Consider the following 13862-nt stretch of genomic DNA (forward strand, 5'->3'; position numbering starts at 1 on the left):
CCAATGCTCATAAAAGCATGGCCCTTTTTTTGTTTACAATCGAAATCTGTTAGATTTCAAAAAATACTCTTATTTAGCAAGACTTCAATTGAGATTATAATGCATAATGTGAGCGCTTTAAATGTGTTCTAAAATTAAATGAATATGAAAGGATGGTTGATCTATGTTCAAACGGACAATGTATACAATGATCTGTTTCATGATTCTAGTAAGTACATTTTTCCAGGGCAATGCGCCTAGTGTCCATGCTGACAGTAACAACCTGGACGTGTGGGTGGAAAATGCATTGAAAGCTGTATATAGGACCAGCACGATTCCCGCAAATCATGACAACAGCATTGATCTTGTTTCAGCCAAGAACGAATACGAAAGTGAGCAAATTGCTGTAAGAGGCACAAGCGATTTTAAGATTACAGGAATTGAATTTTCCGATCTTGTATCTCCTGGAAATACGATCTCAAACAGCAACTTAAGCTATCATTTTGAAGAATACGTACTTGAGGATACCGTGCAGCCCAATCAATATCGACCGGATTTGGTAGGCACGCAAATCTACCCCTTATCCGAAATTCCCGACCCGCTTTCGAATGATACCTCTATAAATGTAGCAGCAAATTCAACTCAGCCCATCTTAATTACGAATTATGTCCCTGCCGATGCTGTTCCTGGCCTCTATTTCGGTATAGTTACGGTGAAATCAACTTTGGGCGATTATCAAGTACCTATTAACGTTGAAGTTGCTAACGCTGCAATCCCTCCAACCTCTGAGGCTAATTTCGTTAATTATCAATGGTCGATGACGAATGGTTTTATGATTGGAGGTAATCCACCTGAGATTGTAGATGATCCTTTAACTCAGTCTAGTTATGACGTTGGCGAGAACTATTATGGAGTGGAGACGTATAGCGATGAGTGGTTTGAGCTTATGGATAATTTCGCCAAGACCATGACGGACTATCGCCAGAACATGATTTGGGTTCGTACAGACTTATTATTAAATGAAAAGGGTACAAAAATGGTGTCTTTTAAAGACGGGATACCGGAGAATATCGACTGGTCTTTGTTCGATCGATATGTTCAAACCTTTATGGATCGAGGAATTACTCATTTTGCGAACATACACTTGATCCATGCGTTAGAACAAATGCCACAAAGTGAGAGACCAAACAATAATAATCCACAAGATCCGTGGAAAACGTCGGTACCTGAATTCGATTCACTACCTGTTACAGACGCTTATCTTACGAACTACTTGACAGCATTGCACGATCATTTAGAGGAAAAAGGTTGGCTTAATGGTATTACTTGGTATCAGCATACTAAGGACGAACCTAACGGTTCGAGCATTACAAACTATATGACCTATATCGCTAGAAAAATAAAAGAGGTCGTTCCGGATTTCAAGACTTTGGATGCTGATGCGGCCGGTACTCTAATGAACGATACCATCAAACCTTATGTGGATGTGTGGGTCCCGTTAACCCCAGTTTTCGAGGACAAGAAAAGTCTCTATAAAGCGGAGCAGGCGGCAGGCAAAGACTTATGGGTGTATACTTGCGATGCGAATCCGGCTCCGTGGTTGAACAGATTCTGGACGCAGCCCATATTGACTGGCAGACTGTTATTCTGGAATCTTAGTCAAGAAGGTGTACAAGGACACTTACATTGGGGATGGAACGTATGGTATGTCCCTCATTATGGAGATTCTACGATCGTATATCCAGACAAGGAACATATGACGGTTAAGAGCTCACTGCGTTACGAGGCCCAAAGAGACGGACTTGAGGAATACGAACTGATGCACCAACTCAAGCAAACCAATCCTGGGCTTGCAAAACGTATAGTAGATAGCGCTGTTAACCCATCTGATCCGAGAAAATATACCCTGGATAATGAATATATCAGCAAGCTTCATGATTATCTGGTTAAAGCGGCGGCCGGAGAAACATTGGGTGAAATTCCTGTGCCAACTAGTCCCTACGATGGGCAGGATGTACCTATGACTTACATGACCGATAACGCGACCGGTGAGATCACTTTTGATGGTGAATGGTTTGCAAAAAGCCGGAAATACGCTTATATGGGAGGCGTTCAAGGCACGTTAAAAGCGGATGATGAATTGACCTATACTTTTACAGGGGCTGGCATCGATCTTATCGCGGAGAAAAATGAAGGATCTGGTAAAATTTCCGTATCCATCGACGATTCCGCGCCAGTGATTATAGACCTATATGAGAAAGTTCAACTCGATTCGATATCGGTATACAGCAATCATAATCTGTCAGAAGGCAAGCATACGATCAAGGTAGTGAACCTGGAGAACAAAAACTTATTCGTTGATGGCTTCAGAGTAAGTATGTATGAAGGACAGGAGATCTATGACGGAACGTTGCAAAGTTTGGAACTGACTAACGTGCCTTCGGTTGTTTTTAATAAAAACAATATCAATTACCAGGCCATTATTCCGAGCGATGTAGATGTGATCACGATTACACCAACACTTACGGATGCAAATGGCACCCTGGATATCAACGGGTTACCTTACCGCAGCGGTGAGAGGCTTACATTCAACATCCCTACAGGCAAAAGTAAGATCCTTATTCGCTCTACCGCAAGTGATGGGGAAACCACGAGACTCTATACGTTGAACTTTCTCAAAGGGAATGTAAATCAACCGACCACCAATATTGCGAGAAGTTATTCAGCGATTACAGCCACTGCTGATAGGGGAGGCAGCAGTGGCTATGGTGTGGCTAATATGGTTGATGGAAGTTACGGTTCCATGTTTGCTAGTATAAGCGGGTATACGAGCATTGTGCCATTCCCACATGAGATCAATCTGACTTGGACTCAACAAAAGACCTTTAATACGATGGTCATGGCCACGCCATCAGGGTTATTACAAGGGATAACGGATATAGATGTTGAGGCTACTTCGGATGGAACGAATTGGTCCACCATTGCAAAGAGAGTACCGATTCAATGGTTTAGCAGCACAGACGATAACAAAATGGAATACACCTATGCGAATATCCCTACGGTTAATGACGCGCTGAAGCTGAGGATACGGGTCAATGACGCTAACAATACGTATTGGGGCATATACGCGCTATATGAGCTTGAGCTTTATAACCTTCCAGACAACGGAGAGATTCACCCTACAGCAGACGGAACGCTTAGTAATTTAACAATCCCTAATGTTCCTACTTTTACATTTGACAATAGTACGATGACCTACTCAGTAATGATCCCGAATGATCTAAACTCCATCGAGATAACGCCAACACTTTCGGACGGAGCGGGTACCTTGCAGGTCAACGGAAAGACTGTCGCCAATAACACAGCGCAGACTTTTGACATTCCAGTCGGGAAAAGCGTAATTCATATCAGGTCCACTGCAAGCGACGGGACAACTACAAAGCTCTACACGTTAAATTTTCTCAAAGGAAATGAGGATGGGCTAGGTACCAATATTGCCAGAAGCTATTCTGAGATTACAGCAACGGCAGAACGTGAAGGCGAGGACTATAGTGCCAAAAAAATGGTTGACGGTATTATTTATACCATGTTCGCGAGTTCGCGAGGATACAATACCGAACATCCGTTTCCGCATGAGATTAATCTTACTTGGGAACAACCGCAAACCTTTAACACCATCGTCATGGCTACGACATCTGGTTTAATTCAGGGTATTTCCAATATCGATGTTCAGGCTTCTACAGACGGAATAAACTTTGAAACCATAGCACAGGGGGTACCCATCCAATGGAAAAGCAGCAAAGATGACGGCGTTATGGAGCATACCTTTGCCAATATTCCTGAAGTACGAGATGCGCTTAAGCTCAGAATAAAGATCAACGATGCGAACTATACGACATGGGGTATGTACGCGATGTATGAGCTTGAGCTCTATAATCTCGCGGAGAACGGAGAAATTGGCGAGAGCAGTAATACGATTACGGCGAGCGCGGGGGACAACGGAACGATCAGTCCAAATGGCGCCGTTGTAGTCAATGAGGGTGATGATCAAACCTTTACCTTCAATCCGAACAATGGATACGAAGTCGACGAGGTATTGTTAGACGGTACCGCCGTGTCGGTGACCGGAAGCGTGTATACGGTTACTAACATAACCGCCGACCATACGATCAATGTTACGTTTAAGCAAAAAGAGACAGGTGGCGAGGTCAGTAAGACGATCACGGCGAGTGCGGGGGAAAATGGAACGATCAGTCCGAACGGCGCCGTTGTAGTCAATGAGGGTGATGATCAAACCTTTACATTAAATCCTAATAATGGATACGAAGTCGACGAGGTACTGTTAGACGGTACCGCCGTGTCGGTGACCGGAAGCGTGTATACGGTTGCAAACATAACCGCCGACCATACGATCAATGTTACGTTTAAGCAAAAGGTGACAGGTGGCGAAAATAATAATCCTCCGACGAGTGGTGAGAATAGTAGTATTCCTTCTACCGGTGGTACAGTCAATGGGAATACCGATGCTCATACACTTGTAGTGAAATCGGAGGACCTTACCACTCCAGCCTCCCACGGAGTCGTGACGATTGTTGCCAAAGATAAAGAGAAAATTGTACTTCCTGCCAATGCAGCCGAACTGCTTGGACTACATCCATTAGTCATTCAAACGGGTTCATTCACATTGGAGGTCCCTGCTGAATTACTTAAACAGTTGACGGATAAATACTCCGCAGAAGCTAAACGAGACAGTACGATAGAGTTAATCATGACTCTCTTATCCGAATCCGATGCTAACAACCTTCTAGCGATAAGGCAGTCTTCCACGCATGCAAATATTAAAATTTCCGGCAATGTGATCAATTTTAGCTTATCGATTGTCGGAAAAGATGGTAAAGTGACAAGCTTGAACAGCTTCGATAAACCGATGACGATTCGATTTAAAGCGGATCCTTCCTTAAATCCGAATCTGACTGGCATTTATTATTTGGCAGACAACGGTACGCTGGAATATGTGCGAGGCACGTTTATACACGGAGAATGGGTGGCCGATATTCACCATTTCAGTAAATATGCGGTGCTCGAATTCAAGAAATTATTTACCGATGTTAAGTCCACTCACTGGGCGGCCGATGCGATCGAACAGCTAGCAGCGAAGCAATTTATTGAAGGCACTAGCGCGGCAATGTTCGAGCCAGAGCGTTCTATAACACGGGCCGAATTTACGGCGATGCTTGTCAAAGCGTTGAACCTGACATCAGTGGGCGAATCGAAATTTACGGATGTATCGAAGGGTGCCTGGTACGAGGGAGCTGTTTCCATGGCGGTCAAAGCAGGCATTATTAAAGGAATTAGCACAACGTCTTTCAATCCCGATGCTAGCATCAAACGCGAAGAAATAGTCACTATGATGATGCGGGCGTATGTTATCTTGAAAGACGTCGAGTTGAACGGAAAAACGGCTTCTTCCTTTACCGACGAATCCGCTGTGGCAGCCTGGGCGCTTGAGTCAGTAAGAGCGGCGGCGGCACTTCATTTAATTAACGGTCGAGAAGCAAACAAATTCGTTCCGAGCGGGATCACTTCCCGTGCAGAAGCAGCAGCTTTGCTCAATAGAGTTATACACTAGCCGGGTAAACCCCCAATTTCTATATTGGGGGTTTACAATTAATAATTTTACTTTGATGTGACGCGGAGAACTGAAGGAGGCAACCCGATGAACGATATGGAAATCAAGGAACTTCAGCAAGCAGATGTGCCGGAACTGAAAGAAGGCGTCCACGGTTACAGCAGCGAGACGCATTGGGTGAAGCCGGAAAATCCAATTACGCTGGAAAGGTTGGAATGGTTCAAGGATCAGAAATTGGCCCTAATGATGCATTGGGGACCTTATTCGCAGATTGAGGTTGAGTCCTGGATTCTCAGCGACGAAGATGGTGATTGGGCGCGTAAAGATGTCGATTGGACGAGCGACTACGAAGAGATGAAGCGCGAATATTTCGGACTCAACCGCACGTTCAATCCGTTCCGCTTCCAGCCGGAGCTATGGGCGGAAATCGCTGCCGAAGGCGGGTTCAAATATTTGATTTTCACGACCAAGCATCACGACGGATATTGCATGTGGGACACACATACGACGAATTACCGAATTACTGGCTCCGAAACGCCGTTTCATGCACATCGCTATGCCGACGTTTGCAAGCATGTGTTTGACGCTTTCCGCAGCAAGGGGCTTGCGATCGCCGCATATTTCTCGAAGGCGGATTGGCAATCGCCGTATTACTGGGCGCCAGGAATGGAACGGGGCAGCAATACATGGAGAGGGCCTTCGTACTCCCCCGAGGAATATCCGTGGCTGTGGGAGCAATTCGTCGATTTCACCCATGAGCAAATCATGGAGCTGATGAGCCGTTACGGCCGGATCGATATTTTGTGGCTGGATGCGGGCTGGGTTAAAGATAGTGATCAGGTAAAGCAGGACATTCGATTGGGCGAGGTTGTCGAGCGCGCCCGTCAAACGCAGCCGTGGCTGTTATCCGCGGATCGTACAGTCGGAGGGCCTTACGAAAATTACGTGACGCCGGAGCAAACGATTCCGGAGCGTCCGCTGAACGTACCGTGGGAAAGCTGCATTACGATCGGCACACAGTGGGCTTTCAAATACGATGACCAGTATAAATCGGGGAGAGAGCTCGTTCGCATTCTGATGGAAGTCGTATCCAAAGGCGGCAATTTGGCGCTTAACGTAGGTCCTCAACCCGACGGACGATTGCCGGCTGGGGCGGTTAAGAGTATCAATGAGCTGGGCGGATGGATGAAGGTTTACGGTGAAGCGGTATACGGCACACGCGTGTGCGGACCGTATTTTGCCGGTTCCTGCGCGTTCACCTCGAAAGGAAATACCGTATACTGTACGTACTTGTATGAAAGCGCAGATCAAGCCGTAGCTAAGCTCGTTCATATTCCTTATAAGGAGCCCGTTTCAGGCATCGAGCTTGTCGGAAGCGACGCTTTGCTGCAGGTTGAGCGTACGCCGGAAGGAATCTCGATCACACTTCCGGATTGCGAATTGAACGGGCAGGCTCCGATCGCCCATGTTTTCCGCATGCAGAAGGGCGAGGAGGCAAAGTGAACGATAAGATTCTTAGCTTTAAGTTATTATACGATGGGGTCTGTGGGCAATAATGCGAGCGCAGAGGTGAGAAGAAGAAGTAGCCGGATGACAAATACATGTTCGAACGCTAACCCGCGTAAATCGCGGGTTTTTTCCTTTGTCAGCGTATATTCTTGCCAGAAATCATTGTCAAGAATAAGTACCGTTAGCTGATTCTAGAAATAGGCTTATGCTAAGGAAGAGGATACCGACCATGGACTGGGGCTAGACTTAAGTTGGAAATTATTCTCACCTTTTTATTGCATCTTCCTCGCCTTTTTGCTATATTTGATATTAACAAATTGTTATTATCAAAAAGTTACTAACAATAAACTGAATGGTGAAGATTAGGGGATTTAATGAAAGGGAGCGGATGAAAGTGGATAAAACATGGGGTGGTTGGAATCTGTTTGAAATCGTCTGGCTAGTTTTATTTACCTCTATTGCTGTTGCGTTTACGGTTATTTCTAAAGATTCCTTATTCGGATTTACGGTCTTTATGACCGGGGTGCTGTGTGTGGTGCTCGCGGCGAAAGGAAACCTGATGAGTTATGTTTTCGGAATGTACAATACCGTTGGTTACGCGTACTTGGCTTATATAAACGGTTTGTTTGGAGAGGTCATGCTGAATTTGTTATTCTTTGTACCTATGAATGTCATTGGCTTCTATATGTGGAAAAACAACCGCCAAGACGGCAAGCTATCCATGCGACAGATGGATCTTAAGTGGCTGTTCCTTGTTGGAGCGGTCTGCGTAATAGGCTGCCTGTTACTGGGAATCGGGCTATCGTTCATCCCAGGGCAGAACTCGCCTTATATAGATGCTATTACAACGGTATTATCCATTGTGGCTACCTTTTTAATGGTCAGAAGATTTAAGGAACAATGGCTGGTCTACATTGTTTTGAATATGTTTACTGTGCTGCTGTGGGTAATTCGGATGCTAGAAGGCAGTAGCGAAGGGGTGCTAATGATCGTCATGTGGAGTGCGTATCTGATTAACGCGGCATACGGCTATTACAATTGGAATAAAGGTGCTAAGGAGGTATCGGTATGAAGACGCTTGGATTAACGCTGGGGAAGTTTGCCCCGTTGCATAAAGGACATCAATTCATGATCGAGACCGCGTTGCAAGAGGTCGACGAATTGATTGTGGTAATCTACGAAACGACGGTGACCCCGATTCCGCTTCATAACCGGGCGAACTGGATCCGCAAGCTCTATCCGACGGTCCGGGTAATCGAAGCTTGGGATGGTCCAGACGGGTATTCGAACGATCGGGAGCATGAGATTCGAGAGGAGCAGTATATTTTAGGGCTGTTGAAGGGCGAGCAAGTGACGCATTTTTACTCTAGTGAGTTTTACGGTGAGCATATGAGTGTCGCATTAGGAGCGGCGGATCGGCGGGTGGATGAAGCCCGTGAGCGGGTGCCGATTTCGGCCACGATGGTACGTGCCGACCCTTATAAATATCGCAGATTTGTAAGTGATGTCGTGTATATGGGGTTAATCACGAAAGTGGTTTTTGTGGGAGCGATGTCGACTGGAAAATCTACAATCACCGAAGCGCTGGCGCAGCGGTATCGCACAACCTTTGCGAGCGAATATGGGCGTGATTACTGGACCGAGCATCAAGTGGATCGTAGAATCAGCCTAGAAGCGTTCGATGAGATCGCTTTGGGCCATATCGAACGTGAGGAGCAGGCGCTGCTGGAAGCTAACCGATATCTCTTTGTCGATACCAATGCAATTACCACATATATGTTTGCTTTGGATTACCACGGCCGGGCTCCTGAATGCTTAGCCCGGATCGCATTAGAAAACGCGCAGCGCTACGATCTGTTTTTCCTGTGTGACGATGATATTCCTTATGAGAATACATGGGACCGTAGCGGGGATCAGAAGCGGCATATTTTTCATAAGCAAATCATTGCCGATTTGAAAGAGCGGCGGATTCCCTATATCACGTTGCGAGGAAACCTAGAGGAACGAATGCACAAAGTAAGTGAGGTCTTGGCAAAGTTCGAGCCCTACCGGAACTATTTCGGAGAGTTGAATGGCTAGAATAAAGAACAAAGGAGGCAAGGATACATGAATATGTTGGATCGCGATGGACTTACGGAACGTCAATTTTTAGAGCAGTACCATGCCGGGGATTTCGAGCGGCCTTCGGTGGCGGCGGACATGGTCATTTTCACCGTTACGAACACGGAGGCGGACAGCTACCGCAAGCTTCCGGAAAAAGAGCTGCGAATTCTGCTCATTCAGCGGGGAGGTCACCCGTTCCTGGGCAATTGGGCACTTCCAGGCGGTTTCGTCCGGCCGGACGAGACGACAGAGCAGGCGGCGGTGAGGGAGCTGAGTGAGGAAACCGGTGTGGATGACGTTTATTTGGAGCAGTTGTACACCTTCAGCGATGTTGGAAGGGACCCTCGTACCTGGGTGATGAGCTGCAGCTACATGGCCTTAATCAACAGTGATCAGGTACAGCTGAAAGCAGGAGATGACGCTGTCCATGCTGCCTGGTTCAAGGTAACCTATCGGCTTCTGCGTGAGCGGAAAGAGATTATTGAGGATGGGTATGTGAAAACGAAGGAATACGAGCTCAAGCTAAGTAGCGATGAAGAAGAGTTTATGGCAGTTGTGGGTCGGACGATGACATCAAAGTCGGCCTCTACGTCAACCGCATACTCCATTGTATCAAATGACGGATTGGCTTTTGATCATGCGAAGATTATAGCTTGCGCTATTGAGAGACTGCGGGGAAAAGTGAATTACACCGATATTGCGCTAAACTTGATGCCGGGTCTCTTCACTTTGACGGATCTACAGCAGGTTTATGAGGTGATCTTAGACAAAGAGCTGCTGAAAGCCGCATTCCGGCGTAAAGTAGCGGATCTCGTAGCGGAGACCGATCATTATACTGAAAATGCGGGACACCGTCCTTCCCGCTTATATCGGAGAAATATGGAGGAATATCAATGATATACAATATAGAGCAGTTAAGAAAAGCTTATATCGGGGGCAAAACGTTCAAGTTTGTGTTCTTCTGGGGGCATACACCGCCAAAGCACGACGGCGTCGACAAAAGCTGCTTCAGCCAATGGTGGATGAGTCCTTTCGTGGTAGAGGGGATCGAGTATTCCTGTGTCGAGCAGTTTATGATGTCCGAGAAAGCAAGACTGTTTGGAGATGACGATATGTTGGACGCGATCCTTAAAGCTAAGCATCCCAAGGAGATGAAAGCCTACGGGCGTGCAGTAAGAAACTTCGAAAATGACACTTGGGATAAAGAATGCTATGACATTGTCAAAAGAGGAAATATAGCCAAATTTTCGCAGAATCCGAAGCTTGGCGAATACCTCAAGTCAACGAAAAACCGTATTCTCGTCGAAGCTAGCCCACAGGATCGCATTTGGGGAATAGGCATGAGCCAGTCCAATCCGGATGCGGAGAATCCCGTAAAATGGCGGGGTAGGAACCTACTTGGATTCGTGCTGACCGAAGTGAGGGACGAATTGCTACGGGATTAACTTCATCCTATATTTAAATGAAAAGATAACGATATCCCTTTGGATTTCGTTATCTTTTTTGTTCACCCTCTAAAAGCCGAAGCTTCATCACCCCAGGTGTACAGCCATAAGTATTTCGGAAGATTCGGATAAAATAATTCGTCTCCATTCCCAGTTGAATCGCAATATCCTGAACGAGAATATCAGCATTCTCTGTCATTAACTGTATCGCACGTTCTAGTCGCAGATTCTGAAGATATTTATGTGGAGTTACGGCATATTCCTGTACGAATAGACGCTGGAAATGCTGGACGGAATACCCCACAGCAGCTGCTAGATTGGAGATAAGGAGTGGCTCAGTATAATGTTCGTTAATAAGTTCAACCGCTTTAGCCAACGCTTCATTACGCACAGACTCAAGTTCTAAACGACTGCCTGAGGAGTGTATGGATTCAGAACGACGTAACATCAGAAGTAATCGATATAGGGTTATAGATAGATCCTCCATCCCTTGCTCGTCTTGACGACTAGCCGTCTGCGTATGCCAGATCTTTCCGATTTCCTCCCAACATTGTTCAAAACGAGCAGGATGATAGGGGAGAGAAGGGAGAAGGCCAATCCCCTCCAGCATTCCTTGCGATTGACTCCCTTCGATTCCGATGAAACCCACATGCCATGGTTCATGTGAGGTAGGATAATATTCGTGTCCTCGATCCAGTGGGAAGGCGAAAGCCATTCCAGGTTCTAGTATGGTTTCAGAACCGGTCTCCAGATCACGAAACAACCCAGTTCCGGTACGAATCAGAAAAACTTGATGAACAGGAAAACCTGTAGGGCGCACATGATGAAATTGTATATGACGACCTACAGAGTAGGGATATAAGGGAAGCGTCTCAGCGTCGCGCGGTAGTTCTATCAGTGAAAAAGGAAGCAGGATGATTCACCTCATATTCATTTTGTACTATCACTTCGAGAGTATATTCCTACTGATCGGGATGAATTTTCTTATATTATAAATAGTATAAATGATGATTCGTGAATTTGATAGCTTAAGCATCTAGCGTCTCATCAGAGAATAGTCCCATTCAAAAAATGGGCAGAATTGAGAGGATGATCTTACATTATGACTAAAAAATACTCCCCGATTAGCAGCAAAGCTCCAGTGATGCTGCACGGTGCCGATTATAATCCTGAGCAATGGCTGAAGTACCCAGAAATTTTGCGTGAGGATATTCGTCTGATGAAGCTTGCGAATTGCAATGTGATGTCTGTCGGAATTTTTTCTTGGGTATCCCTAGAGCCTGAAGAAGGTGTGTTCACTTTCGATTGGCTCGATAGTGTTTTGGATTCTTTTGCAGAGAATGGGATTTATGCTTTCCTGGCAACTCCTAGTGGAGCACGACCTGCTTGGATGTCTGAGAAGTACCCTGAAGTTCTAAGAGTGGAACGTAATCGTGTTCACAATTTACATGGCTTCCGTCATAATCATTGCTTCACCTCGCCTGTATATCGGGAAAAGACTGCGATTTTAAATGCGAAGCTAGCAGAACGTTATAGCCAGCATCCTGCGGTTATTGGTTGGCATATTTCGAATGAGTTCGGTGGCGAATGCCACTGTGATCTTTGTCAGAATGCTTTTAGAGATTGGTTAAAGGTCAAATACAATAACAGTCTGGATGAGGTAAATCATGCTTGGTGGGCTACTTTTTGGAGTCATACCTACACTTCTTGGACACAGATTGAATCCCCGGCTCCACATGGAGAGACACAAGTTCACGGCTTGAACCTCGACTGGCGGCGGTTTGTCAGTGAACGGACGATTGACTTCTGTCAGCATGAGATCAATGTTGTTCGTCCTTACAATCCTACACTGCCTATTACAACGAATATGCATATGATCGATGGCATTGATTACCGCGAACTGGCTAAAATTCTGGATGTTGTCTCATGGGATGCTTATCCAGAATGGCATTATACCGAAGATGGTGACGATGCTAGACTGGCGGCATGGACGGCAATGCACTACGATTTAATGCGTTCTTTTAAAAAGAAACCGTTCCTGCTCATGGAAAGCACGCCATCTCTTACGAACTGGCAATCGGTCAGTAAGCTGAAGCGTCCAGGCATGCACAAGCTGTCTTCGCTTCAAGCGGTAGCACATGGTTCGGATTCTGTACAATACTTCCAATGGCGTAAAAGCCGGGGCTCTAGTGAGAAGTTCCACGGTGCAGTTGTTGACCATAGCGGCCACTCCGAGACTCGTGTGTTTAAAGACGTTACAGAGGTAGGAAAGACGCTGGCGGGAATGACAGAAGTAGTAGGTACATCAACTCCAGTAAAAACAGCGATTATTTTCGATTGGGACAACCGCTGGGCGATCAAGGATGCGCAAGGCATTCGTAATTCCGGATTGCGTTATGAGGAGACTGTACTACAGCATTATCGTGCCCTTTGGGAGCTAGGCATTCCAGTTGATATGATCGGATCGGGGGATGATCTGTCCGCTTACAAGCTGGTGATCGCACCTATGTTATATCTGATCAGTGAAGAGAATGGAAAGCGTATCGAGAAGTTTGTTGAGCAAGGCGGAACTTTCCTTGCAACCTATTGGTCTGGTGTCGTTAACGAAACGGATTTATGTCATTTGGGTGGATTCCCAGGACCGCTACGTAGAACGCTCGGCATTTGGGCAGAAGAGACCGAAGGGCTGCATAGCCGTGATTTGAATGGTGTTGTAATGCAGGCGAGCAATGCACTTAATCTTAGTGGAGATTATGATGCGCATGAAATTGCTGAGCTGATCCACTTGGAAGGTGCGGAAGCATTAGGCACTTATCGCAGCGATTTCTATGCTGGCCGTCCAGCGCTTACGGTAAATCGTTTCTGTGAAGGAAATGCGTATCATCTCGCTACTCGTGTAAAAGATACCTCTTTCTACGTTGAATTGTATGCTGCAATCACTGCAAAAGCGGGAATTACTCGTGCGCTTGATAGTGAGCTTCCAACTGGTGTGACAGCGCAGCTTCGTACGGATGGAGAGAGTGATTATATTTTTGTGCAAAACTACAGCGGCAGTCCGCAAGCGGTTAAATTAGATGGAGCGGATTATACGGATTTGTGCTCAGGCACTGCTGCTCCGTCTGTGTTAAATCTAGCTGTAAATGATCTCGCAATGTTGAAGCGTAAATCGTTAGTATAAAAAGAAGGCAGGACCTGAG

The 13862-nt window shown here is 46.0% G+C and carries 8 protein-coding genes; 7 read left to right on the top strand and 1 reads right to left on the bottom strand.

Annotated elements, in window-relative coordinates; all coding sequences use genetic code 11:
• The first annotated feature begins 163 nt into the window (after nt 1-163).
• From MKX60_RS31260 to MKX60_RS31285, 6 genes are all read left to right on the top strand, one after another.
• Nucleotides 164-5608, top strand: a complete 5445-nt coding sequence (locus tag MKX60_RS31260) for a glycoside hydrolase domain-containing protein (RefSeq protein ID WP_341062059.1) — start codon at nt 164-166, stop codon at nt 5606-5608.
• 87 nt (nt 5609-5695) lie between these two features.
• The gene (locus tag MKX60_RS31265) at nt 5696-7111 is read left to right on the top strand and encodes an alpha-L-fucosidase (RefSeq protein ID WP_341062060.1); all 1416 of its coding nucleotides are present in this window, start codon (nt 5696-5698) and stop codon (nt 7109-7111) included.
• 400 nt (nt 7112-7511) lie between these two features.
• On the top strand, nt 7512-8189 hold the full coding sequence (gene pnuC / locus MKX60_RS31270) for a nicotinamide riboside transporter PnuC (protein WP_256721747.1): 678 nt from the start codon (nt 7512-7514) through the stop codon (nt 8187-8189).
• Entirely contained in the window at nt 8186-9196 is a 1011-nt protein-coding gene (locus MKX60_RS31275; RefSeq protein ID WP_341062061.1) for an AAA family ATPase, read from the top strand. The genes pnuC and MKX60_RS31275 overlap by 4 nt, the downstream gene beginning before the upstream one ends.
• A gap of 27 nt (nt 9197-9223) precedes the next feature.
• Complete coding sequence (locus tag MKX60_RS31280; RefSeq protein WP_341062062.1) at nt 9224-10117, top strand: NUDIX hydrolase; 894 nt, start codon at nt 9224-9226, stop codon at nt 10115-10117.
• Nucleotides 10114-10665 carry an NADAR family protein gene (locus MKX60_RS31285; RefSeq protein WP_341062063.1) on the top strand — a complete coding sequence of 184 codons (552 nt, stop codon included), beginning with the start codon at nt 10114-10116 and terminating at the stop codon, nt 10663-10665. Before MKX60_RS31280 ends, MKX60_RS31285 begins: the two co-directional genes overlap by 4 nt.
• 49 nt (nt 10666-10714) lie before the next feature.
• Here the strand turns inward: MKX60_RS31285 and MKX60_RS31290 are convergent, their stop codons facing one another.
• Entirely contained in the window at nt 10715-11584 is an 870-nt protein-coding gene (locus MKX60_RS31290; RefSeq protein ID WP_341062088.1) for an AraC family transcriptional regulator, read from the bottom strand.
• A 183-nt stretch (nt 11585-11767) separates the two neighbouring features.
• Between MKX60_RS31290 and MKX60_RS31295 the strand changes: the two genes are divergently transcribed.
• Nucleotides 11768-13843: a beta-galactosidase gene (locus tag MKX60_RS31295; RefSeq protein WP_341062065.1), complete on the top strand. Its 2076-nt coding sequence runs from the start codon at nt 11768-11770 to the stop codon at nt 13841-13843.
• The last annotated feature ends 19 nt before the right edge of the window (nt 13844-13862 follow it).

It is taken from the genome of Paenibacillus sp. FSL R5-0914 (genome assembly GCF_038004525.1).
GTDB lineage: Bacteria > Bacillota > Bacilli > Paenibacillales > Paenibacillaceae > Paenibacillus_AQ.